Genomic DNA, 21,797 nt, shown 5'->3' on the forward strand with positions numbered 1-21,797 from the left:
TTATTCGAACTCCATGATTACGTCATCGACGGCCAGGCTGTCGCCCGCGCCGGCGTTGATCTTGGCAACCACGCCCTTTTTCTCGGCGCGCAGGATGTTTTCCATCTTCATCGCCTCGACGGTGCACAGCGCCTGACCCTCCTGCACTTCCTGCCCCACTTCGACATCGACCTTCACGATCAGGCCGGGCATCGGGCAAAGCAGCATTTTCGAGGTGTCGGGCGGCAGTTTCTCGGGCATCAGCCGCGCCAGTTCCGCCTGACGCGGGGTACGCACATGCACCTTGAGGTCAGCGCCCCGGGTGCGGATGCGGAACCCGCCCGAGATCTTGCCCACCTTCAGCACCAGCGGCGCACCATCGACCATCAGGTTGGCCAGCTGGTCGCCCGGCGTCCAGTCGCTGGTCACCCGCATCGCGCTGCCATCGTCAAAAGTGACGGTAGAGCCATCGTGATCGGCGGCGATGGCGACCGGGAAATCGGCGCCTTGCAGCGTGACCACCCAATCCGTACCCACCCGGCGCTCGTGGTTGTCCATCCGGCCCGAGACACGGGTGCGCCGGATTTCGGCCACACGGTGCATAGCGGCGGCGGCGGCGGCCACGCGGCGCAGGTCGGTTTCAGGCAGGGTCACGCCTTCGAAGCCTTCGGGATATTCCTCGGCGATAAAGGCCGTGGTCATGTCGCCCGAGATGAATTTCGGATGGTCCATCACCGCACTCAAGAAGGGCAGGTTGTGACCGATGCCTTCGACCTCGAAACTGTCCAGCGCGATGCGCATCGCCTCGATCGCGGCGGCACGGGTCGGCGCCCAGGTGCAGAGCTTGGCGATCATCGGGTCATAGTACATGCTGATCTCGCCGCCTTCGTAGACGCCGGTATCGTTGCGCACAGCCGCCTCACCCGTGGGCGCCTCCCCCTGCCATTTTCCATTGACCAGCATCGGACCGGCGGCGGTTTCCGCCGGCGGGCGATAGCGGCTCAGACGGCCGATCGAGGGCAGGAAGCCGCGATAGGGATCTTCGGCATAAAGCCTGTTCTCGATGGCCCAGCCGGTCAGTTTCACATCGTCCTGGGTGATGCTAAGCGGTTCGCCCGCAGCCACGCGGATCATCTGTTCCACCAGATCGACACCGGTGATCAGCTCGGTCACCGGGTGTTCCACCTGAAGGCGGGTGTTCATTTCCAGAAAGTAGAAGTTCTTCTGCCCGTCGACGATGAATTCCACCGTGCCCGCGCTGGCATAGCCCACCGCCTTGGCGAGCGCCACGGCCTGTTCGCCCATGGCGCGGCGGGTGGCCTCGTCGAGGAAGGGGCTGGGCGCCTCTTCGACGACCTTCTGGTTGCGGCGCTGGATCGAGCATTCACGCTCGCCCAGATAGATGCCGTTGCCATGGCTGTCACACAGAACCTGGATCTCGATATGGCGCGGCTGGGTGACGAATTTCTCGATGAAGATACGGTCATCGCCAAAGGAGTTCGCCGCCTCGTTCTTGGAACTTTGGAAGCCTTCGCGCGCCTCCTGATCGTTCCAGGCGATCCGCATGCCTTTGCCGCCGCCCCCGGCGCTGGCCTTGATCATCACCGGATAGCCGATCTCGTTCGAGATCTTGACCGCTTCGTCGGCATCCTCGATCAGACCCATGTAGCCGGGCACCGTCGAGACATTTGCCTCCTGCGCGATCTTCTTCGACGTGATCTTGTCGCCCATCGCCTCGATGGCGCCCTTGGGGGGGCCGACAAAGATGACACCGGCGGCCTCCAGCGCCTCGGCGAATTTCGAGTTCTCGCTAAGGAAGCCATAGCCCGGATGCACCGCTTGGGCGCCGGTCGCCTTGATCGCGGCCATCACCTTGTCGATGACGATATAGGACTGGTTCGCGGGCGGCGGGCCGATATGCACCGCCTCGTCGGCCATCTGCACATGCAGCGCCTGCTTGTCGGCATCCGAATAGATGGCAACGGTGGAAATGCCCATCTTGCGCGCGGTCTTGATGACCCGGCAGGCAATCTCGCCCCGGTTGGCGATCAGGATCTTGTTGAACATGCGATGTCCTCTGTCTTGGAAGGGTCGGAACGCAAAACGCCGCCCCCGGCCGGATGGCCAGGAACGGCGTATCGCGCGATATCAGCCGGGCGGTTCGGTGCCCGGAGAGAATTCAGTGTGTCAGTTACAGGTGCCTTGCACCTTGCAATAAAGGATGTTGCCAGCGGCGCCGGCCGCTGCGCCGACAACAGGGTTTCCATCCAGCGCGAGCGAGCCCAGAAGCCCCGCACTGCCGCCGTAAAGCGCCTGTTCGGTCGGATTGTCGCCACAGGCGGCCAGACCGGCGACGAGCGCCAGACCGGCAAAGAGTTTCGATTTCTGCATCCTGCCCTTCCTTCGGATTGATCCGTCTTATGGGCAGATAGATGGGGCCGCGCGCGGGTGGAAATCAAGCGGCGTGCACGCGCCGTGACAGCCTCAGCGGCGGGCCGCGCAAATTGGGGGAAATCCGCCGATCCACCTGTGCCGAGCGCGGGCAAAAAGACGGGCGGTTCGAGGTCAGCGACATCAAACCGCCCGCTTAGGGAAGGGGTACGGAATAGTAGGTGCGCGCACGACGCAGGCAGATTTGTACCGCACGCCTGAACGAGGCTGCCGTATCCGTGACAAGCCGCCAAGCCCCGGTTCGCGGGACGCCGGATTTGAGCCGGATTCTGCCGGACGCGGAGCAACTCTGGCGGGAAAACGCCGACAGGGTGCTTCTCCGCTGCGGGCACGTCCTCTGTCACATAACCGTTACGCAAGGCCAGGCGATCCCGTCCCAACCCACAGGCGCGACGACTGCTTTCACGCGAGCTGCACGCGTTCGTGCGCGCCAGACCCTGTACCGGCGAGATACCGTGTGCGACAGGCAAAAACTCAACTCCCGAACGATCACCATCGCGGCAATTTCCGCTCACGGCCAATCGCCCGCTTGTCATTTGATCGCACCGGGGCCGCGTGGAACCCAAAGCCTCGCCACATATAAGAGGAGATGGGTAGAAATGGTGAGGAGACTTGACGCAATATCGGCGCTGACGCTGATGACGGCCCTGGGGGGCGCCGGAGCGGCGATGGCCGGCGATGCCGGCAGCCAGGCCGAACTGGACGCGCTGCGCGCCCGTGTCGAAGCGCTGGAGGCCGGCCGTGCCGCCGGTGCACGCGGCGACCTGCATGTCGGTCGCACCGCGATCGACATTTACGGCTATGCCAAGGCCGATTTCTTTTACGATTTCGACTTTGTGCAGGGCGACACCGCCTTTGTGAACAATATCGGCGAACCCGCGAATGCCACCGACGGGACCTTTGGCGCCACCGTGCGCCAGTCGCGCCTGGGCATCCGCACCAGCACCGAGACCGATATCGGCACTCTGGGCGGGCAGCTGGAGTTCGACCTGTTCGCCTCGGGCGGCCGGTCGGAACTGCGCCTGCGCCATGCAAATATCCGCATCGGCGATCACTGGCTGATCGGTCAGACCTGGACCAACTTCATGCCCATCGGCCATTACCCGACCAGCGTCGAGTTCAACGGCCCGGTCGGCGTGACCTTTGCCCGGGTGCCGCAGGTGCGCTACAGCCATGCCTTCGGCAAGGCACTGTTCAGCGCCTCGATCGAGGAAAACAGCTCTCGCTCGGACGATCCGGTCGTCACCGCCGCGCTGGAATACAATGACGATCTGTTCTCGGCCCGGATCGCGGGCCTGGTCGGCACCGTCATTTCCGGCGGTACCGAGGTCGACCAGACCGGCGTCACCGTGTCCGGCGCGCTGCGCCCCTGGCATGGCGGCCTGTTCCAGGCAACCTTCGTCACCGGCGAGGCGCTGGGCCCGCTGCTGATCGGCGGCGGCGCCTCGGCGGTTGGCGGCGTGGCCAACGATGTCGATGGCTTTACCGTCGAATTCCGGCAGGATGTCGGCGAGAAGTGGAACTTCGGCATCGCCTATGGCAGCGAGGAATACGACCTGCCCACCTCGACCGGTACGCTCGATTTCACCGAGCTTGAGACCATCCATGTCAACGCGTTCTACAAAGCCACCGACAACCTGACGCTGAGCGGTGAATACATCTTTGGCGAACGCACCACCTCGACCGGCGCCAGCTTCGAAGGCGACCGGGTTCAGCTTGCGGTACAGCTGAACTTCTGAGAGCCGCGGCACGCCCTGTCCTCCCTCGGTCAGGGCGTGTCCGGTATTCCCCGAACGGGCCATATGCGCCGCCGGATGGATCATTCCCAATCGTCCCCGTCGAACGCATCCGGGAACGAGGCCCGCGCCACCGCCACATCAATGACCAGAAGCGCCTCGTAGCTGGCCGGATCGAACGGATCCTCTGCTGCCACCACCTCGCGACCGAACAGCCAGCTCAGGCGCCCGGCATCCAGATTGCCGCGCTCGAACGGTTCGTCGCCGAACTGCTCCCACAGGGCCTGCATGAACAGCGCATCGGCACGGCGATCGACCGCCTTGCGGTCGCGATAGCGCTCGCGCCGGACCAGTGGCGTGACGCCCTTGGGGTTGGCGCGGCGAATGGTGAACTGGAAATCAGAGCCGGGCATGCGGCTGGGGAAACCGCGATGTTTCAGCATGACACGCCCTCCCGGCCAGAGAGCGCGGCGAAACGCGGGACCGGCCGCAGGGCCGATCCCGCGCGGTCTTTACTTGTACTTGCCGGTGAAGACCGGTTCGGTCGAGATGGGCTCGACGATGACGTATTCTTCCTTCGGCGAGTTGTCACAAGCAGCAACGGCGCCGACAAAGGCAACCATTGCAACGAATTTGATGCATTTCGACATCTGTTTCTCCTACTGACACAATCGAAACTTACAGAAGCAACAGCTTCTGCCTGCCTCACCCTTTCAGGGTTGGACGCGCGTTGGCGACCGTGCGCGAGCATAGTGGATCTCGGTTCGGAAATACATCCGAGATGGGGCAAGTTCATGGCCTGTGACTCCAAAGTCGCAAAACTCCGCTGATGTGAAGATTGACCCGCAACATGTTGTAGCATCGTCAAAACTCCTCCCAGATACAGCGAGAGTCGCGGAGGCGGTAGGCCTCAAAAAATTGTGTGGCGCCGGGTTGCGAGGTGCCGAAGGCCACCGGGCGGTCCGACATCGAGATGATCACGCGCGCCGGTGTGATCTGGCGGCTTTCCACATATGGGACCGCCAGGATGGTGCACAGATGCTCCATGTCGATGGCCACCACGTCATAGGGGATCTGCCCCGCCTGATCGCCGATCTTGGGCGCGATGAAGCGGAAGCGGATCCATAACTCGCCCGGATTATTGTCGAGCAGCACATCGGCCAGTTCCACAGGCTGACCCGAGGGCACCGGCAACAGCGCCTGCGCTCGCAAAGGCGCGGCAAACGCCGCCATTAGCGCCAGGACATAGAGGCAACCCCGGCCCCGCAAGCGGGCTCCTCTCGCCGGGGTTGCTTGCGCATCGCACGTGGCGGGCGCTGTTCCATGTCGGGCGCGCAGGGTCATGGGGCGGTCTCGTCCCGTGTCTCGAAGGCGGCGGGCGAGATGATCTCGATCAGTTCCATGTCGTCGGAGTGACGGCATTCGCGGTGCTTGATGCCGGGCGGCTGCAACACGCAGGACCCGACGCGCAACATATGCTCGCCCAGCCCTTCGTATTCGAAGACGACCCAGCCCTTGGTGACATAGACCATCTGGAAATCGAGATCGTGACTGTGCCAGGCGCCCGGGCTTTCCATGCCCGGCACCGCGCGGATCACATGGGCGCCGAACCGGCCCTTGGTCGCATCCTTGATGCCCAGATCACGATATTCGAAAAAGGCCCGCAGCCCCTGCCCGACAAAGGGGGAACTGTCGGCATGGCTGATGGTAAAGGCCTGATTTTTCCAGAGCTGTGTCATGAGCTTACCAGGTGATGATGGTTGTAGACCGCCGGATCCTGCGGTGCGCCTTCAAGATCGGTTGCGTGTTGCCGGTAGACCGGGAACCCGGCCTGTACCACCGTCCCCTTCTGTGCGCAGTCGGTGAAGATGTACTTGGCGTTTTCCGGCGTCCTGTCGAACCAGTCCGGGTCGTCCAGGGTACCCGCCATGACTCCCGTGAAACCGGGGAACCGCTCCAACTCCACAAACACGGTGGTGGCACAGGTCGGGCAGGATTTCAGGTGGATCTGCTTGCCGCTGCCTTCGGAGACATGGGTATAGGTCTTAGGGTTGCCCGACACCAGCCGGAACGCGCCACCGGAAAACCCGGCAAGCGCATTCATCGGTGTCCCGGTCATCTTCTGACAGAAGCGACAGGTGCACCATGTCAGACGCAGGGGCGGTTCGCTCACTTCGTAGCGAAGCGCGCCGCACAGGCATCCACCGGCGTGGGTCTGGCCCATCATTGACCTCCTAGAGCGGAATGTTGTCGTGCTTCTTCCACGGGTTCTTGAGCGACTTGCCCCGCAGCGAGGCAAAGGCGCGGCTGACGCGCTTGCGGGTGCTGCGCGGCTGGATCACCTCGTCGATGAAGCCGCGTTCGGCGGCGACAAACGGATTGGCGAACCGGTCCTCGTAATCCTTGGTATGGGCCGCGATCTTGTCCGCATCGCCCAGATCGGCGCGGTGGATGATCTCGGTCGCGCCCTTGGCGCCCATCACCGCGATCTCGGCGGTGGGCCAGGCATAGTTGAAATCACCGCGCAGATGCTTGGATGCCATCACGTCATAGGCGCCGCCATAGGCCTTGCGGGTGATCACGGTGACCTTTGGCACCGTGGCCTCACCATAGGCGAACAGCAGCTTGGCGCCGTGCTTGATGACGCCGCCATATTCCTGGCTGGTCCCCGGCAGAAAGCCCGGCACGTCGACCAGCGTCAGGATCGGGATTTCGAAACAGTCGCAGAAGCGCACGAAGCGCGCCGCCTTGCGGCTGCTGTCGATGTCCAGACAGCCCGCCAGGATCATCGGCTGGTTGGCCACGACACCCACGGTCTGCCCTTCGAGCCGGATGAAACCGGTGATGATGTTCTTGGCGAAATCCTCCTGGATTTCATAGAAATCGCCCTCGTCCGCGATCTTGTTGATCAGCTCTTTCATGTCATAGGGGGTGTTGGCGTTTTCCGGCACCAGCGTGTCGAGGCTGGCCTCGATCCGGCCCGGCTCGTCAAAGAACGGCCGCACGGGCGGCTTTTCACGGTTGTTGAGCGGCAGGAAATCGACCAGGCGGCGGACCTCGGCCAGCGCCTCGACATCGTTTTCAAAGGCGCCGTCGGCGACCGAGGACTTGCGGGTATGGGTCGAGGCCCCGCCGAGTTCCTCGGCTGTCACCACCTCGTTGGTGACGGTTTTCACCACGTCGGGACCGGTCACGAACATATAGGACGTGTCCTTGACCATGAAGATGAAGTCGGTCATCGCGGGCGAATAGACCGCGCCGCCGGCGCAGGGGCCCATGATCACGCTGATCTGGGGCACCACTCCGCTCGCCATGATGTTGCGCTGGAACACCTCGGCATAGCCCGCAAGGCTGGCGACGCCCTCCTGGATGCGCGCGCCGCCCGAATCGTTGATACCGATCACCGGGGCGCCGTTCTGCACCGCCATATCCATGATCTTGCAGATCTTCTGGGCATGGGTTTCCGACAGCGAGCCGCCAAAGACGGTGAAATCCTGGCTGAACACATATACCATGCGGCCATTGATCGTGCCCCAGCCGGTGACCACGCCATCACCCGCAGGCTTTTGTTTTTCCATCCCGAAATCGGTACAGCGATGGCTGACGAACATGTCGAATTCTTCGAAACTGTCCTCATCCAGCAACAGCTCGATCCGCTCGCGCGCTGTCAGCTTGCCCCGGGCATGCTGGGCGTCGATCCGCTTTTGCCCGCCCCCCAGCCGCGCGGCCTCGCGGCGGGTTTCCAGCTCGGAAAGGATGTCTTTCATGGCGATTGTCCCCTTTGAAATTTGAACGGACCATAAAGACAATGCCGCAAGCGCCAAAGGGGAATTCGGCAAATTTGCAAATGATTGGCAACTCCACCAAAGCAAAACGCAAAGTTGCTAATTAACACCTTAACCCACGGCCAAAGATGGACTTGCCCGCCGAGCGCGCCTAGATCGAAACCATGCAGACCCCGCCCGCCTCCTTGCAGCGCAGCCCACCTGCGCTTGCCACTCTGATCCTGTTGTCGGGCCTTTCCGCCCTGGGCATGAACATCTTTCTGCCCAGCCTTCCCAACATGACCGAGTATTTCCAGACCGATTACCGGCTGATGCAGCTTTCGGTCGCGCTCTACCTGGCGGTGAACGCGGCAATGCAGGTGGTGATCGGACCGCTGGCGGACAAGGCCGGGCGGCGCCCGGTCATCCTGTGGGGGCTGGTCCTGTTCCTGATCGTCACGCTCGGCTGCATCTATGCGCCCACGGTCGAGATTTTTCTATTCTTCCGCATGTGCCAGGCGGTGATCGCGGTGGCCATCGTGCTCAGTCGCGCAGCGGTGCGCGACATGTACGAACAGGACAAGGCCGCCTCGATGCTGGGCTGGGTCACCATGGGCATGGCGGTGGTGCCAATGATCGGCCCCGCGCTGGGCGGCGTGCTGGACCAGTATTTCGGCTGGCAGGCCAATTTCTGGATCCTCTTCGCGCTGGGGGTGGCGGCGCTCATTCTCACCTATGTCGATTTCGGGGAAACCGCGCTGAAAAGCGGCAAGACCCTGATCCAGCAGTTCCGCGAGTATCCCGCCCTGCTGACCTCTCCCCGGTTCTGGGGCTATTCGCTGGCCTGCGGCCTGTCCTCGGGGGCCTTCTTTGCCTATCTGGGCGGTGCACCCTTTGTCAGCACCGAAGTTTTCGGGATGGAGCCCGCGCGCATGGGTCTTTTCTTCGGGGCCCCTGCGCTGGGGTACTTTGCCGGCAACTTTGTCAGTGGCGCTTATTCGGTAAGGTTCGGCGTCGACCGGATGGTATTGTGGGGCTGCCTGATGAACGCGCTTGGCATAACCCTGTCGCTGGCAACCATGCTCTCCGGATATGGGTCTGAATACAGCTTTTTTGGACTGATGACGCTGGTCGGGCTCGGCAACGGCATGTCGATCCCCAACGCCACCGCCGGCGCTCTGTCGGTGCGTCCGCATCTGGCAGGCAGCGCCTCGGGGCTGAATGGCGCCATCATGCTGGGCGGCGGCGCCGCGCTGAGCGCCTGGGCCGGCGCCTTGCTGACGCCCGAATCCGGCGCGCTGCCGCTGCTCTGGCTGATGCTGGGCACCGCCCTGCTAGGGGTTGTCGCCATCCTCGCCGTGATCTGGAGAGCACGCCGGCTGGGCCTGTGACATTCGCGCGGACAGAACGCCTTCGACCCAATCCGCGACCAGGCGAACGCGCTTCAGGTCACGCAGTTCGCGACGCAGCATCAACCAGAGTTCGCGCCTGGGCAGCGCTCCATGCCGAAACGGCAACTCGACCAGGCGCGGCTCGGCGCCGCCAATGATCCGGGGCAAGAGCGTTTTCCCGTGGCCGGAGCAGACAAGCCGGAACAGGGTTTCGGCGTCATTGACCGAGACCTGGGCCGCACCTTCGATCTCTGCCGCCCGTGTGAGGGCCGCCGCCTGAGGCAGGTATTGCATACGTGTTTCATAGCCGATCCAGGGCAGATCCCTTGCGGCATCGCGCGCAGCAAAGGCAGCATAGTCCAGATCTCCCAGCTTGCGCGCCAACACGCCCTGCCCGCCCTCTGTCGGGCGCGCCAGGCGCAGGGCGATATCGGCCTCGCCGCGCAACAGGCTCAGATCGCGGGCCTCGGCAATCAGTTCCAGCCGCAGTCCCGGAGCCGCCGCGCGCAGGTCGCAAAGCGCAGGCACAAGGATATGGTTGATCACCATGGGCACCGCTGTCAGGCGCACCGTTCCAGACGTACCATCGCCACTGGCCCCGGCCAGGGTGTCGACCTCCTGCATTTCGCCCTGCATGACCTCGGCATGGCGGTACAGACGGCGCCCGAATTCGGTAAGACCCAAGCCCTGCCCGCCCACCTCGACCACCTGGCGCCCCAACGCCGTCTCGAGCGCACGCAGGCGCCGCGACACGGTGGTCTTGTCCACGCCAAGTGAGCGGGCCGCCCCTTTGAGGCTGCCCGCTTGCGCAACCGCCAGCAGAAACCGCATGTCATCCCAGTTCATGACTGCAACCTTGCATCTCCTAACTGCAAATTTCCACTCTGCGCAGCTAATTTGCAGCATGTCATCCTGTTCACCTTAGCACCGAAAGGACAGATCATGCTCTACCGTGTCACGTTTCAGGATAGTCCCGGCAAGGAACATCTGCGCCAAAGACACATGGCCGAACACCTTGCGTTTCTTGCCTCTCACGGGGCAGCCATTCTTGGCGCCGGACCGCTGTTCGACGGGCCCCAGGGACGCGGCGGCATGTGGTTGATCGAGGCCGCGACCCGCGCCGATGTCCAAACCCTGGTCGAGAAAGACCCGTTCTGGCCCACGGGCTTGCGCCAGAGCGTGGACATTCTGGAATGGCGGCAAGTCTTTCGCAACGGCCAGCCGGTCTGAGCTTGCCGCGCGCGCTTTGCAAACGTAACCTTGCATCAAGGTAAATTTGCAAAGAGACGGCATCCGATGGCCACCCAGAAACTCTATGCCGGCGCCAAGCTGCGCGAGATCCGCAACCGCCTGTCGCTGACGCAAAAGGATTTTGCCGCCAAGCTGGGCGTGTCGCTGCCCTATCTGAACCAGATGGAAAACAACAACCGCCCGGTGTCGACCTCGGTGGTGCTGGCACTGGCGCAGGAATTTGGTCTGGACGTGACCGAGCTCAGCACCGGCGACAGCGAGCGGCTGGTCAGCGACATGCGCGAGGCGCTGGCTGACCCGATTTTCGCCGACGCGATGCCGCCGCTCGCCGATCTGCGCCTGACCGCGTCGAACGCACCGGCACTGGCGCGCGCCTTTATCGAGCTGCACCGCACCTACCGGCAGACACATGAGCGACTGGCCTCGCTGGACGAGGCGCTGGGACGCGAGGATGCCCGCATCCAAGCCAGCCCGTGGGAGGAGGTGCGCGACTTCTTCCATTATTGCGACAACTATATCGACGCGGTCGATCACGCGGCAGAGCGGTTCGCGGCCCGGGCCCAGACCGACGGGGTGCGCGGCGCGGCGCTGGCCGCACTGGCCGATCGCGGCATCACGGTCGAGCTGACCGATATCGAGGCGTTGCGCCAATATGACCCCGCAACCCGCCTGCTGCGGCTGTCCACCCGCAGCGCGCCACAGACCCAGGTGTTTCAACTGCTCTTGCAGGTGGCGCTGCTCAGCCAGAACTCGCTGCTCGAGGCAACGCTCGATTTCGCCCGTTTCCATAGTGACGAGGCACGCGCCATTGCAAAGATCGGGTTGGCCAATTACTTCGCCGGTGCGGCGCTGATGCCCTATGGCACCTTTCTGGAGGCTGCCCAACAGACCCGTCATGATCTGGAACGGCTCAGCACCCGCTTCGGCGCCTCGATCGAGCAGGTGGCGCACCGTCTCTCTACCCTGCAACGGCCGGGCGCCAAGGGCATCCCCTTCTTCTTTGTCCGGGTCGATCAGGCCGGCACCATCACCAAGCGCCACTCGGCCACGCGGCTGCAATTCGCACGCTTCGGCGGCGCCTGCCCGCTCTGGAACGTGCATCGCGCGTTCGAAACCCCCGGCCATTTCTTGCGACAACTGGCGGAAACGCCCGATGGCGTGCGCTATATCTCGCTGGCGCGTGACGTGTCCAAGACCGGCGGCTCCTTCGGGGCACCAGTGCGACGCTATGCGATCGGGCTCGGCTGCGAGGTGCGCCATGCCGATCAACTGGTCTATGCCGATAATCTCGATGTCAGCAACGCCAGCGCCTATGAGCCGATCGGCATTTCCTGCCGCATCTGCGAGCGCAAGACCTGCCACCAGCGCTCGGTCCCGCCGCTCGAGCGGCGCCTGACCATCGACAGCGACCATCGCGGCACCCTGCCCTACGAGGTCAACTGATCTTCATTTCGCTGAAAATACTCCGGGGGAGTCGCCGACAGGCGACGGGGGCAGAGCCCCCGTCCCTTCGGATCAGGCCTTGGACAGGATGCCCCAGATCTCATCCTTCAGCGCCGCGCGCTTCTTGCGCAGCTCGACCTCGGCCAGTTCCTCCATGGGTTCCACGTTGGTTTCGGCCCGGTGCACAGCCCGGTTGATCTCGTGATACTCGTCCGCCAGTTTGGAAAAATGCGCATCCGTCTGCTTGAGCTGGCTCATCAGATCGACCTTTTCGGGAAATTCCTCGGCCAGTTCATGCGGGGTATGGGACATCCGTTCGCTCCTTTTTCAATGTCAGCCCAGAGGCTAGACGCCCTCCACAAGGCCGACATTGACAGGGATCAAATCGGGTACGGCAGGCGAGATTTTTCGACGAAAAATCTCTGCCCCTGCCTTACCGTTGCGAGGCCTCCCAGCGCGGGTTGATCCAGGGGATGTCATTGGCGCGCGGCAGCGGGTCGCGGCCCAGGATATGGTCCGACATCTTCTCGCCCACCATGATCGAAGGCGCGTTGAGATTGCCATTGGTGATTTGCGGGAAAATCGAGCTGTCGGCCACGCGCAGGCCCTCGACACCGATCACCCGACCCTGCCCGTCGACCACGGCGTTCGGATCATCCGCCCGACCCATGCGGCAGGTGCCGCAGGGGTGATAGGCGCTTTCGGCATGTTCGGCGATGAACGCGTTGAGTTCGTCGTCGCTCTGCACCGCCGCACCCGGCTGGATCTCTTTGCCGGCATAGGGTTTGAACGCGTCCTGACCAAAGATCTCGCGCGTCAGCCGGATACAGGTGCGGAAATCGGCCCAGTCCTTTTCATGGCTCATGTAGTTGAAGCGGATCACCGGCGCGTCCTCGGGCCGGTCCGAGCGCAGGGTGACCGCCCCGCGCGAGGGCGAGCGCATCGGCCCCACATGTGCCTGGAAGCCATGGCCCTCGGCCGCGGCCTGACCGTCATAGCGCACGGCGATGGGCAGGAAATGGTACTGGATATCCGGATAGGGCACGCCGGGTTGCGAGCGGATGAAGGCCGCGCTTTCGAACTGGTTCGAGGCGCCAAGCCCGGTCTTGGTGAACAGCCATTGCGCGCCGATCGCCGCCTTGCCCAACAGGTTCCAGTACTTGTAGAGCGTCACCGGCTGGATCGCGGCCTGCTGGATGTATAGCTCCAGATGGTCCTGCAAGTTGCCCCCCACGCCGGGGCGGTCGGCCACAACCGCGATGCCATGTTCGGCCAGATGCGCCGCCGGACCGATGCCCGACAGCATCAGCAGTTTCGGCGAGTTGATCGACGAGGCCGCGATGATCACCTCGCGACGGGCGCGGATCACCTCGGCCTTGCCGCCCCGGATGATCTCGACCCCGGTGGCGCGGCCCGCGTCCATCACCACGCGGGCGGCCAGGCCGCGCACCACGTCGCAATTCTCGCGCTTGAGCGCCGGTTTCAGATAGGCATTGGCCGCCGACCAGCGCCGCCCCTTCCAGACGGTCTGCTCCATCGGGCCAAAGCCCTCCTGCTTTTCGCCGTTATAGTCGCCGGTGACCTCGTACCCGGCCTGCCGCCCGGCCTCGACAAAGGCCTTGAACAGCGGGTTGGTACGCGGGCCGCGGGTGACATGCAGCGGCCCGTCGGTACCGCGCCAGGTGGCATCGCCGCCATGGCCGCCATCGTGCCAGGTCTCCATCCGCTTGTAATAGGGCAGCACATCGGCATAGGCCCAGCCGTCGGCGCCCATCTCGGCCCAGGTGTCGAAATCCATCGCATGGCCGCGCACATAGACCATGCCGTTGATCGAGGACGACCCGCCGATCACCTTGCCGCGCGGGCAGACCAGGCGGCGATTGTTCAGATGCGGCTCGGGCTCGGACAGGTAACCCCAGTCATAGCGCGACATGTTCATCGGATAGCTGAGCGCCGCCGGCATCTGGATGAACGGCCCCGCATCGGTGCCGCCATGTTCGATCACCAGAACCGAGGCCCCCGCCCCGCTGAGCCTGTAGGCCATGGCGCAGCCCGCGCTGCCGGCCCCCACGATGACAAAATCCGCTTCCATCCGTCTGTCTTTCCTTGCTGCCGGCGTCGCCTTGCGCACGCCAAAGGGGGAACCCGGCCAACAGGGGCCGGGTCCGGTTGTGTCAGTGCACGCTCTCGACCTTGTGGAAATCGAGCGCGCGGTCTTCGGGGGATGTCCTGATCGCCATCACCGTGCTGCGGTGACGCAGCGCGATGAACAGGACGCAGGCCAGGTACAGGCCGATCACGATCGAGCCGACCCACTGGATCTGGAGCCACTGGCTCTGGAACAGCAGGGTCAGCGCGAACAGCACGCCGACATTGCCCGCGATATAGACCGGGCGGCCCAGACGCTCGACCGTGATCGACAGGTTGTCGGTGTAAAGCCGGATCAGCGAGTCGAGCGAGTTGATGACAAAGGTGATGCCCACCACGATCATCGCCACATTGGTCAGCCCGGCGGTGCTGATCCCGTTCTCGTGATAGAAATAGAGAACCGAGAACCAGATCGCCAAGGGGATCGAGGGGAACACCAAAAGCGCGATCAGCAATTGCCAGGTCTTCAGCCCGCCGACAAAGCGCGAGGTGAACTGACCGATCATGATCGACCAGGCGAACCACCAGAACAGGTAGAAGGCGTGGTAATCGGTCAGCGGCAACACGAATTCCTGCAGGTTGCCGAAATAGGCACCCAAAAGCCCAAGGTTCTGGCCGACACCGCCCAGGCCCATGCCCGCGCTGGCCCACATGCCCAGGATCAGCGCCAGGAACAGAAAGGTCGAACCGACCGACAGCACGCGCACATATTTCAGATCGGTCGAGGAATAGGCCGCCGCCAGAATGGTCAGGAACACAATGACGTAGAAGGCGGGCACCACCGTCTCGCCATCGCCGATCTCGGGAATGTAGCCGGGCAGATAGATCAGGAACAGGCTGGCGGTAAAGGCACAGGTGCCGATGATGACGATGTTGTTGATCAGCTTGACCAGCGGGATCTCGAAAAATCCGACGCGCGGCTCGATCACGCAGAAATAGAAGGCAGTCAGGAAGTAGAACGCCCAGATCAGAAAGCCCCAGAACCCGAACTCGATCGCCAGCGGGTTGGCAAAGGCATAGGCGGGCTCGTCTGCATAGCCGCCGAACTCGGCCAGCGGGAACATGATCAGCCCGACATCCAGACCGGAGGTGAACAGGATCGCGATAAAGGTGAACAGATGCACCGGCGTCGGGCCGATACAGTCCACATCGCGCCATTTGATGACGCAAAAGGCCACCAGACCAAATGTCAGCAGCAGCCCGAAGCTCAAGATCGAATTCAGGATCATGGTTCCTCCCTGGGGTCACGCCCGCCCTCTCCTCGGGGCCGGGTCGAATGATGCGGGAAATTAGCACAATAACCTGATCAAAAGAACCAAAACTTGTATCACCATACAAGTTTTTCGATAATCCTTTAAACTTGAACAGTTTGACCGATTGGCCAATATGGCCGCATGAGACGCAAACGCATTCGGGATATCCGCAATGACGAGCTGGTCGCCGCCGCGATCCGGTCGTTGCATCAAAGGGGATTCGGCTCGGTCACCATGGCCGAGATCGCGGGCGAGGCCGGGGCCTCGGCGGCGTCGATCAACTATTACTTCGGGTCCAAGGACCGGCTGATGGAAGAGACCATGCGCCGTCTGCTGTCGATCCTGCACACGGCATTGCTGACCCGACTGGCCGAGGCAAGGACACCGCGCCAGCGGCTGCTTGCGATTGTCGAGGCCAATTTCGACGATACGCTGTTCACGCCCGCGCAATGTTCGGTCTGGGTGCAGTTCTGGGCCAATGCGCCCTATACCAACAGCCTGTCGCGGCTGCACAGGATCAACCGGGCGCGGGTGGCAAGCAACATCCGCCGGGAACTGCGGCAACTGGTGCCGGAACAGGGTCTGAACAGGGTGCAGACGACGATACAGGCCTATATGGACGGCATCTGGATCGAAGCGGCGCAGGGCGACACGATCCCCGATGCGGCATCGGCTCGGGCCGATGCGCGGGCCCTGACGGAGTTGTTACTGGACCGGCGGTGACAGGCGCGCGCGTCATCTCAGGATTGCCGTTTCTTTCGCGCCCGAGGCCGATATGCTCATCGTGCCGCCAGATCAATGAGGAGTGCCATCATGCGCCGCGATGAATTGACCAAGCGTTTTCGGGACCTGCACGTTCCGGGTGATCCTCTGGTGATGCCGAACCCGTGGGATATCGGGTCGGCCAAGGTCATGGCCGGTTTGGGCGCGCGGGCGCTGGCGACGACCTCGTCCGGACATGGGTTTACCCTGGGTCTTGCGGATGGCGGGCAGATCACGCGCGAGATCGCGCTGCGGCACGCGGCGGATATCTGCGCCGCTGTCGATGTGCCGGTGAACGGCGATTTCGAGAACGGGTTTGGCGACAGCCCCGACACCGTGGCCGAGACGGTGCGCCTGGCGGCGGAGGCGGGTTTGGCCGGGGTTTCGATCGAGGATACCATGATGCCGTCCAAGGGGTCTTATTCCTTCGATCTGGCCCTGGCCCGGATCGAGGCGGCGGTGGCTGCCGCCCGCGAGGTGGATATCGTTCTGACGGCGCGCGCCGATGGCTGGCTGATGCAGAGCTATGATCAGGCCGAGGCCCTGCGCCGCTGCATCGCTTTTGCCCAGGCGGGCGCGGACGTGATCTATGCCCCGCTTGTCGATGCAGATACCACCCGGGCGCTGGCCGATACCGGAACGCCGGTCAACCTGCTGGCGGCGGGGGAAATGCGGGATCTGACCGCCGAGCAGATGGGCGCGCTGGGGGTTTCCCGGATCTCGATCGGTGGCGGTTTGGCCCGGGTGACGCAACAGATCCTGCTGGACGGCACCCGCGCCATGCTGGAACGCGGCGATTTCACCGTGCTGAAGGGTGCGGCGAGCGTGGTCGAGGTCGAAGCTTTGCTGAACGGGTAAGACCGCCGGAGCGGCGGACATTCAGCGGATACGATAGACCTTCGACACGATGCGCCAACTGCCCTCGTGCAACAGCAGCGTGAGGAAATCGTCAAAGCGCATGCCGGCCCAATCGTTTTCGACATGGACCTGCGCGATGTCCCCCTGCACCGAAACAGAATTGATCGCCCAGAACGGATCGGTTTCCGCATCGGCCGCGTCCTCGCACATGGCGATGAACGCGTCGCGAGAATTCCAGAGCAGCTCCCCTTCGTAATGGCCCACCTCGCTGGCCCGGTCGAAGAATATCCGCTCCAGCGTGGGCCGGTCGCCCCGGGTCATCGCCACCACGTAGGTTTCGACAAGCGCGGTCAACGCGGCGATGTGTTCTGATGTGGTCATGATCCCCCTCTTTTGGAACAGGAGTTTACCCGATCATAACCTGATTTGAATGTGCGAAGCGAACGGCTTGAGCGCTGGAAAATCGCCTGTCACGGCGTGGAAAAATGGGGGTCACGATCATTTCCGTCGCTGCCAGAGTACCATCAGGGGAAACAGCTACTCCCCCCTCGGGAACCTCTGGCTTTCCTCCAGATTATCAAGGTTCATGTGGTTACGCATGTAGCGTTCCGAGGCTTTTTGCAGCGGCTGGTAATCCCAGGGATAATAGCCGCCCTGGCGCAGCGCCTCGTAAACCACCCAGCGGCGGGCCTGGCTGGCGCGCACTTCGGCATCGAAACGGTCAAGATCCCAACGGGCCTGCGACTTGGCGCGCAGGCTCTGTACCGTGCCCTGATGATCGGGGTGGTCGGCGAGGTTGGTCATCTCATGCGGATCGGCGTCCAGATCGAAAAGCTGGTCGGGGTCGAGCGCGCAGCGGTTGTACTTCCACTTGCCATAGCGCATCGAAACGAGCGGCGCATAGGATGCCTCGGCGGCGTATTCCATCAGCACCGGCGCGGTGCGCTCGGTGCCGTTTGCCAGTGGCACCAAGCTTGTGCCATCAGTCCAGGGCGCGATTTCGGCCATGTCGACACCCGCCAGTTCGCCCAGCGTAGGCGTCACGTCGATGGTCGAAACCGGCGTGTCGATGCGGCCCGGGGCCATGCCCGGTGCGGCCACCATCAGCGGCACCCGGGCGGAGCCTTCGTAGAAGTTCATCTTGAACCACAGCCCGCGCTCACCCAGCATGTCGCCGTGATCGGAAACAAAGAGGATGATCGCCTCTTGCCGGGTGGTGTCCAGCACCTCGAGGATCTCTCCCACCTTGTCGTCCAGATAGGAGATATTGGCGAAATAGGCACGGCGCGACTTGCGGATGTCGTCCTCGGTGATGTCGAAATTGCGCCAGTCATTGGCATCGAAGATGCGCTTGGCGTGCGGGTCGTGTTTGTCGTAGCCCAGATCGCCCACCTCTGGCAGCAGGTGCTCGCAATCCTCGTAGAGGTCCCAGTATTTGCGCCGCGCCACATAGGGGTCATGCGGATGGGTGAAGCTGACGGTGACGCACCAGGGGCGGCCATCCTTGCCGCGCGCCAGATCGTAAAGCTTGGCCTTGGCGTGATGGGCGACCTCGTCGTCATATTCCATCTGGTTGGTGATCTCGGCCACGCCTGCCCCAGTCACGGACCCCATGTTGTGATACCACCAGTCGATGCGCTCGCCCGGTTTGCGATAGTCGGGCGTCCAGCCGAAATCGGCCGGATAGATATCGGTGGTCAGCCGCTCCTCGAACCCGTGCAACTGGTCGGGGCCGACGAAATGCATCTTGCCCGACAGGCAGGTGTAATAGCCCGCGCGGCGCAGGTGATGGGCATAGGTCGGGATATCGCTGCGGAACTCGGCGGCGTTGTCATAGACCCCGGTGCGCGACGGCAACTGGCCGGACATGAAACTGGCCCGCCCCGGCGCGCAGAGCGGGCTGGCGGTATAGGCATTGGCAAACCGGGTCGAGCGCGCCGCCAGCCGTTTCAGGTTGGGCGCATGCAGCCAGTCGGCGGGACCATCGGGAAAGAGGGTACCGTTGAGCTGATCCACCATCAGGATCAGGATATTGGGTTGGGTCATCTACCAGCCTCGATCAGGGTATCAAGAACACGCAAAGCATGGGCGCAGGCCAAATCGGGTTCTCCGGGTGCGCCCAACGCCGCCTGGATGTAGAGCCCGTCGATCAGCGCCCGGATATCACTGGCCACCTCGCCCGGATTGCGCACCACCGGACGCAGGGCATGAACCAGGTTGGAATACAGCCGCGCCTGATAGATGCGCCACAGGCGCAGCGCGTCGTCATTGGTCTGCGACAACACGTAGAAGGTCATCCATGCCGCGATCACATCCGGGGTGAAACAGGAATGCGCGAAACAGGCCCGCACAATGGCTTGCGGTCGGTCGGCTGGCGTGCTGGCCTTCATCTCGGCCCGCGCCTCGTCGCCGAACTCGGTCAGGATATGACGCATGGCGGCCAGAAAGATCTGGTCCTTGCCACCGAAATAGTGATGCGCCAGCGCGCTCGACATGCCCGCCCGGCGGGCGATCTGGCTGACGGTGACATCGAGGCTTTTCTGCACGCCCAGTTCTGCTATCGTCGCCTTGACGATCGCATCGCGCCTGATCGGTTCCATTCCGATTTTCGGCATGCCCTCTCCCCAGCGCCATTGGTTTAAAAAAACGCTAGGGAATATTTATTGACGCGTCAATCAATCATCGGCAGGTCGAACCAGAGGTGACAGGTCCAACCGGAAACCGGTCGCCGTGGGGCCGGTATCAACCTCGCGAAACAAGTTGGTGACAAGGTCGCGTTCCCGACAGTTTTCGGCGCCGACAATGTCAAAGACACCCTGCTTGACGCAAAAGGCGATGTCATGGTGGTCAAACGCCCACCCCTCGGCCAGCGCAGTCACGTAATAATAGCGATTGGTCAGATCACCCTCCAGCACGGTCTGGCATTGATCCGGTGCGAACACATACCAACCCTGGCTGATCCAGTCCCCGGGACCACGAAAGGCGAGCGCAACAGATTGCGTAACCGGCGTATCGTTGCAGATCTGGAACCCGGCCTGCACCACACCGGGCGCGAACAAAAGACAGATTATGGCCGCAGCGCCTCTCATGCGATTTCCCTTTGATGCGCGCCCCTTCAAACGGGTCACAGCTTCGGTGCAATGCTGGGCGGGGTGATCGGGCGCCGCTTCAGCACCGCCTCGCGCCAGGTGATGAAACTGACCGAGGCGAGGATCAAAGTGCCGCCCGCAACCACCCAGATATCGACCCCCTCGCCAAAGACCAGCGCGCCAAGCAAGGTGGCCCAGATCAGTTGCAGGAAGGTGACCGGCTGGGTCACCGCCACCGGTGCCGCCTTGAGCGCCAGCGTCATGAAGTAATGCCCGGCAGTGGCGAAACTGGCGATGGCGAACAGAACCCCCAGCTGTTGCCAGCTGGGGGTCTGCCAAACCGCCACCGCAAAGGGGATCATCGCCACCGTGACCCAGATCGACAGATGCGCCACCACCACGGCGGGGCTGAGATCCTCGACCGCCGCCTTGGCCAGCAGATAAGAGCCGCCCAGCGTCAGCGTGGTCCCGAGCATCGCCAGATGACCGGGCGAGATCTCGCGAAAGCCGGGGCGCAGGATGATCGCGGCGCCGATCAGCGCCACGAAGATGGCGGTGATCCGGCGTGCCGCCAGCGTCTCGCCCAGGAACAGGGCGGCGCCGAGGCTGACATAGACCGGGGTGAGATAGTTCATCGCGGTGACCTCGGCCAGCGGGATGCGGGTCATGGCAAAGAACCACAGCATCACCCCCACCGCATGGATGGCCCCGCGCAGGCCGAACATGGTCCAGTGCCGCCGGGTCAGCCGCGCCGACCGCAGGCTGCGCAGCGCAGGCAGCACAAAGACGATGCCCAGCAGATAGCGCAGAAAGGCCGACTGGATCGGGTGCATGCCCTGCCCCATCGACTTGACCAGCGCGGTCATCACCACAAAGGACAGGCCCGCCGCAAGCATCCAGAGGATGCCGGCCAGCGGGCGGGAGTCTGGGGTCTCGGGCAGAGGCATATCAGGGTTGAACACCCATTCCGGCGCCGGGGCAACCCTTCACATGCGAACGACCCGCGATTGCCCGGTCACATCAGCAGCAGCTTGGCCGCGATGGTCCACATGGTCAGCGCGATCACCGTGTCGAGCACCTGCCAGGCCCGAGGCCGGGCAAAGACCGGCGCCAACAGCCGCGCGCCGTAGCCCAGCGAGAAGAAGAAGGTGAAGCTGGCCAGGGTAGCGCCCAGGCCAAAGCCGAACCTGTCGCCATATTGCGCCGAAATCGACCCGATCAGCACCACGGTATCCAGATAGACATGCGGGTTGAGCCAGGTAAACGCCAGCACCGTCAGCAACACCGGTCGCAGGGCGGCTCCTCCGCCCTGGCGGGCGTCCTCGCCGGTCACCAGCGCCTCGGTCTTGGTCAGCGCCGCGTGCAGGCTGCGCGCGCCGTACCAGATCAGGAAGGCGGCCCCACCATAGCGCATCAGCGGCTCGAACCAGGGCATGGCCGTGGCCAGCCCGCCAAACCCGGCCACGCCGGCGGTGATCAGCACCGCGTCCGACAACGCACAGGTCAGGCAGACGGCCAGTACATGCTGACGCCGGATGCCCTGCCGCAGAACAAAGGCGTTCTGCGCGCCGATGGCAAGGATCAGTCCGAAACTGAGGACATAGCCGGAGAAGAAGGCAGAAGACATGGGGCGGGGTTCCTTGGTGTCGCCGGGTTTGACTAGAGGGCGGCA

At 63.3% G+C, this 21,797-nt stretch carries 24 protein-coding genes; 6 read left to right on the forward strand and 18 right to left on the reverse strand.

Annotation, left to right across the window (positions count from 1 at the left end):
* On the reverse strand, positions 1-2,046 hold the full coding sequence (locus AC2FNY_RS08890) for an acetyl-CoA carboxylase biotin carboxylase subunit (protein ID WP_496802221.1): 2,046 nt from the start codon (positions 2,044-2,046) through the stop codon (positions 1-3).
* 120 nt (positions 2,047-2,166) lie between these two features.
* Positions 2,167-2,370, reverse strand: coding sequence for a hypothetical protein (locus AC2FNY_RS08895; RefSeq protein ID WP_234137590.1), 204 nt, complete (start codon positions 2,368-2,370; stop codon positions 2,167-2,169).
* A gap of 659 nt (positions 2,371-3,029) precedes the next feature.
* Between AC2FNY_RS08895 and AC2FNY_RS08900 the strand changes: the two genes are divergently transcribed.
* Positions 3,030-4,169 carry a DcaP family trimeric outer membrane transporter gene (locus AC2FNY_RS08900; protein WP_234167086.1) on the forward strand — a complete coding sequence of 380 codons (1,140 nt, stop codon included), beginning with the start codon at positions 3,030-3,032 and terminating at the stop codon, positions 4,167-4,169.
* An 80-nt stretch (positions 4,170-4,249) separates the two neighbouring features.
* On the opposite strand, the gene AC2FNY_RS08905 is transcribed toward AC2FNY_RS08900, so the two are convergent.
* The 6 genes from AC2FNY_RS08905 to AC2FNY_RS08930 form a co-directional block, all read right to left on the reverse strand.
* The gene (locus AC2FNY_RS08905) at positions 4,250-4,609 is read right to left on the reverse strand and encodes a hypothetical protein (RefSeq protein ID WP_234137588.1); all 360 of its coding nucleotides are present in this window, start codon (positions 4,607-4,609) and stop codon (positions 4,250-4,252) included.
* 69 nt (positions 4,610-4,678) lie between these two features.
* Complete coding sequence (locus AC2FNY_RS08910; protein ID WP_234137587.1) at positions 4,679-4,816, reverse strand: hypothetical protein; 138 nt, start codon at positions 4,814-4,816, stop codon at positions 4,679-4,681.
* Positions 4,817-5,030: 214 nt separating this feature from the next.
* Positions 5,031-5,435, reverse strand: coding sequence for a DUF6497 family protein (locus AC2FNY_RS08915; RefSeq protein ID WP_234167087.1), 405 nt, complete (start codon positions 5,433-5,435; stop codon positions 5,031-5,033).
* Positions 5,436-5,506: 71 nt separating this feature from the next.
* A complete protein-coding gene (locus tag AC2FNY_RS08920) occupies positions 5,507-5,905 on the reverse strand; it encodes a cupin domain-containing protein (RefSeq protein WP_496802222.1) in 399 nt (132 codons plus the stop codon).
* Entirely contained in the window at positions 5,902-6,390 is a 489-nt protein-coding gene (locus AC2FNY_RS08925; protein WP_496802223.1) for a GFA family protein, read from the reverse strand. Before AC2FNY_RS08925 ends, AC2FNY_RS08920 begins: the two co-directional genes overlap by 4 nt.
* A 10-nt stretch (positions 6,391-6,400) precedes the next feature.
* A complete protein-coding gene (locus AC2FNY_RS08930; RefSeq protein ID WP_234137583.1) occupies positions 6,401-7,933 on the reverse strand; it encodes an acyl-CoA carboxylase subunit beta in 1,533 nt (510 codons plus the stop codon).
* A gap of 182 nt (positions 7,934-8,115) precedes the next feature.
* Between AC2FNY_RS08930 and AC2FNY_RS08935 the strand changes: the two genes are divergently transcribed.
* Positions 8,116-9,321, forward strand: a complete 1,206-nt coding sequence (locus AC2FNY_RS08935) for a multidrug effflux MFS transporter (protein ID WP_496802224.1) — start codon at positions 8,116-8,118, stop codon at positions 9,319-9,321.
* On the opposite strand, the gene AC2FNY_RS08940 is transcribed toward AC2FNY_RS08935, so the two are convergent.
* Complete coding sequence (locus AC2FNY_RS08940; protein ID WP_496802225.1) at positions 9,265-10,167, reverse strand: LysR family transcriptional regulator; 903 nt, start codon at positions 10,165-10,167, stop codon at positions 9,265-9,267. The two genes, AC2FNY_RS08935 and AC2FNY_RS08940, sit on opposite strands and share 57 nt — an antisense overlap.
* Positions 10,168-10,263: 96 nt before the next feature.
* Here AC2FNY_RS08940 and AC2FNY_RS08945 point away from each other — a divergent pair, with 96 nt between their 5' ends.
* Both AC2FNY_RS08945 and AC2FNY_RS08950 read left to right on the forward strand, forming a co-directional pair.
* Positions 10,264-10,551 (forward strand): YciI family protein, encoded by a 288-nt coding sequence (locus tag AC2FNY_RS08945; protein WP_234137580.1) that lies wholly within the window; start codon positions 10,264-10,266, stop codon positions 10,549-10,551.
* A gap of 66 nt (positions 10,552-10,617) precedes the next feature.
* Positions 10,618-12,015: a helix-turn-helix domain-containing protein gene (locus tag AC2FNY_RS08950; protein ID WP_496802226.1), complete on the forward strand. Its 1,398-nt coding sequence runs from the start codon at positions 10,618-10,620 to the stop codon at positions 12,013-12,015.
* A gap of 72 nt (positions 12,016-12,087) precedes the next feature.
* On the opposite strand, the gene AC2FNY_RS08955 is transcribed toward AC2FNY_RS08950, so the two are convergent.
* The 3 genes from AC2FNY_RS08955 to AC2FNY_RS08965 all read right to left on the reverse strand — a co-directional run bounded on the left by AC2FNY_RS08955 (position 12,088) and on the right by AC2FNY_RS08965 (position 15,392).
* Positions 12,088-12,327, reverse strand: a complete 240-nt coding sequence (locus tag AC2FNY_RS08955) for an HP1242/YdcH family protein (protein ID WP_234137578.1) — start codon at positions 12,325-12,327, stop codon at positions 12,088-12,090.
* Between the two features lie 121 nt (positions 12,328-12,448).
* Positions 12,449-14,107, reverse strand: a complete 1,659-nt coding sequence (gene betA / locus AC2FNY_RS08960; RefSeq protein WP_496802227.1) for a choline dehydrogenase — start codon at positions 14,105-14,107, stop codon at positions 12,449-12,451.
* Positions 14,108-14,189: 82 nt separating this feature from the next.
* Entirely contained in the window at positions 14,190-15,392 is a 1,203-nt protein-coding gene (locus AC2FNY_RS08965; protein WP_496802228.1) for a BCCT family transporter, read from the reverse strand.
* A gap of 165 nt (positions 15,393-15,557) precedes the next feature.
* On the opposite strand from AC2FNY_RS08965, the gene betI (AC2FNY_RS08970) reads away from it, so the two are divergent.
* Together betI (AC2FNY_RS08970) and AC2FNY_RS08975 are read left to right on the forward strand one after the other, a co-directional pair.
* Positions 15,558-16,139: a choline-binding transcriptional repressor BetI gene (gene betI, locus AC2FNY_RS08970; protein WP_234143254.1), complete on the forward strand. Its 582-nt coding sequence runs from the start codon at positions 15,558-15,560 to the stop codon at positions 16,137-16,139.
* A 90-nt stretch (positions 16,140-16,229) separates the two neighbouring features.
* Positions 16,230-17,036: an isocitrate lyase/PEP mutase family protein gene (locus tag AC2FNY_RS08975; protein ID WP_496802229.1), complete on the forward strand. Its 807-nt coding sequence runs from the start codon at positions 16,230-16,232 to the stop codon at positions 17,034-17,036.
* A 21-nt stretch (positions 17,037-17,057) separates the two neighbouring features.
* Here AC2FNY_RS08975 and AC2FNY_RS08980 read toward each other — a convergent pair whose 3' ends face one another.
* The 6 genes from AC2FNY_RS08980 to AC2FNY_RS09005 form a co-directional block, all read right to left on the reverse strand.
* Positions 17,058-17,417 (reverse strand): nuclear transport factor 2 family protein, encoded by a 360-nt coding sequence (locus tag AC2FNY_RS08980; protein ID WP_234137574.1) that lies wholly within the window; start codon positions 17,415-17,417, stop codon positions 17,058-17,060.
* Between the two features lie 156 nt (positions 17,418-17,573).
* Entirely contained in the window at positions 17,574-19,082 is a 1,509-nt protein-coding gene (gene betC / locus AC2FNY_RS08985; protein ID WP_496802230.1) for a choline-sulfatase, read from the reverse strand.
* On the reverse strand, positions 19,079-19,651 hold the full coding sequence (betI, locus tag AC2FNY_RS08990) for a choline-binding transcriptional repressor BetI (protein ID WP_234167095.1): 573 nt from the start codon (positions 19,649-19,651) through the stop codon (positions 19,079-19,081). Before betI (AC2FNY_RS08990) ends, betC begins: the two co-directional genes overlap by 4 nt.
* A 60-nt stretch (positions 19,652-19,711) precedes the next feature.
* Positions 19,712-20,125 (reverse strand): DUF1036 domain-containing protein, encoded by a 414-nt coding sequence (locus AC2FNY_RS08995; RefSeq protein ID WP_234137571.1) that lies wholly within the window; start codon positions 20,123-20,125, stop codon positions 19,712-19,714.
* A 35-nt stretch (positions 20,126-20,160) separates the two neighbouring features.
* On the reverse strand, positions 20,161-21,072 hold the full coding sequence (locus AC2FNY_RS09000; protein ID WP_496802246.1) for a DMT family transporter: 912 nt from the start codon (positions 21,070-21,072) through the stop codon (positions 20,161-20,163).
* 68 nt (positions 21,073-21,140) lie between these two features.
* A complete protein-coding gene (locus AC2FNY_RS09005) occupies positions 21,141-21,752 on the reverse strand; it encodes a LysE/ArgO family amino acid transporter (RefSeq protein WP_496802231.1) in 612 nt (203 codons plus the stop codon).
* Between the last annotated feature and the right edge of the window lie 45 nt (positions 21,753-21,797).

The sequence above is a fragment of the Ruegeria sp. BHSC223 genome, from assembly GCF_059613025.1.

Bases quoted from the DNA above. Each gene is read 5' to 3' on its own strand.
- AC2FNY_RS08950 (WP_496802226.1), top strand. From the start codon at position 10,618: ATGGCCACCCAGAAACTCTATGCCGGCGCCAAGCTGCGCGAGATCCGC.
- AC2FNY_RS08945 (WP_234137580.1), top strand. From the start codon at position 10,264: ATGCTCTACCGTGTCACGTTTCAGGATAGTCCCGGCAAGGAACATCTG.
- betI (WP_234143254.1), top strand. From the start codon at position 15,558: ATGAGACGCAAACGCATTCGGGATATCCGCAATGACGAGCTGGTCGCC.
- AC2FNY_RS08940 (WP_496802225.1), bottom strand. From the start codon at position 10,167: ATGAACTGGGATGACATGCGGTTTCTGCTGGCGGTTGCGCAAGCGGGC.
- AC2FNY_RS08900 (WP_234167086.1), top strand. From the start codon at position 3,030: ATGGTGAGGAGACTTGACGCAATATCGGCGCTGACGCTGATGACGGCC.
- AC2FNY_RS08895 (WP_234137590.1), bottom strand. From the start codon at position 2,370: ATGCAGAAATCGAAACTCTTTGCCGGTCTGGCGCTCGTCGCCGGTCTG.
- AC2FNY_RS08925 (WP_496802223.1), bottom strand. From the start codon at position 6,390: ATGGGCCAGACCCACGCCGGTGGATGCCTGTGCGGCGCGCTTCGCTAC.
- AC2FNY_RS09005 (WP_496802231.1), bottom strand. From the start codon at position 21,752: ATGTCTTCTGCCTTCTTCTCCGGCTATGTCCTCAGTTTCGGACTGATC.
- AC2FNY_RS08955 (WP_234137578.1), bottom strand. From the start codon at position 12,327: ATGTCCCATACCCCGCATGAACTGGCCGAGGAATTTCCCGAAAAGGTC.
- AC2FNY_RS08920 (WP_496802222.1), bottom strand. From the start codon at position 5,905: ATGACACAGCTCTGGAAAAATCAGGCCTTTACCATCAGCCATGCCGAC.
- betI (WP_234167095.1), bottom strand. From the start codon at position 19,651: ATGCCGAAAATCGGAATGGAACCGATCAGGCGCGATGCGATCGTCAAG.
- AC2FNY_RS08890 (WP_496802221.1), bottom strand. From the start codon at position 2,046: ATGTTCAACAAGATCCTGATCGCCAACCGGGGCGAGATTGCCTGCCGG.
- AC2FNY_RS08965 (WP_496802228.1), bottom strand. From the start codon at position 15,392: ATGATCCTGAATTCGATCTTGAGCTTCGGGCTGCTGCTGACATTTGGT.
- betC (WP_496802230.1), bottom strand. From the start codon at position 19,082: ATGACCCAACCCAATATCCTGATCCTGATGGTGGATCAGCTCAACGGT.
- AC2FNY_RS08980 (WP_234137574.1), bottom strand. From the start codon at position 17,417: ATGACCACATCAGAACACATCGCCGCGTTGACCGCGCTTGTCGAAACC.
- AC2FNY_RS08930 (WP_234137583.1), bottom strand. From the start codon at position 7,933: ATGAAAGACATCCTTTCCGAGCTGGAAACCCGCCGCGAGGCCGCGCGG.
- AC2FNY_RS08910 (WP_234137587.1), bottom strand. From the start codon at position 4,816: ATGTCGAAATGCATCAAATTCGTTGCAATGGTTGCCTTTGTCGGCGCC.
- AC2FNY_RS08905 (WP_234137588.1), bottom strand. From the start codon at position 4,609: ATGCTGAAACATCGCGGTTTCCCCAGCCGCATGCCCGGCTCTGATTTC.
- AC2FNY_RS08975 (WP_496802229.1), top strand. From the start codon at position 16,230: ATGCGCCGCGATGAATTGACCAAGCGTTTTCGGGACCTGCACGTTCCG.
- AC2FNY_RS08935 (WP_496802224.1), top strand. From the start codon at position 8,116: ATGCAGACCCCGCCCGCCTCCTTGCAGCGCAGCCCACCTGCGCTTGCC.
- AC2FNY_RS08995 (WP_234137571.1), bottom strand. From the start codon at position 20,125: ATGAGAGGCGCTGCGGCCATAATCTGTCTTTTGTTCGCGCCCGGTGTG.
- AC2FNY_RS09000 (WP_496802246.1), bottom strand. From the start codon at position 21,072: ATGCCTCTGCCCGAGACCCCAGACTCCCGCCCGCTGGCCGGCATCCTC.
- betA (WP_496802227.1), bottom strand. From the start codon at position 14,107: ATGGAAGCGGATTTTGTCATCGTGGGGGCCGGCAGCGCGGGCTGCGCC.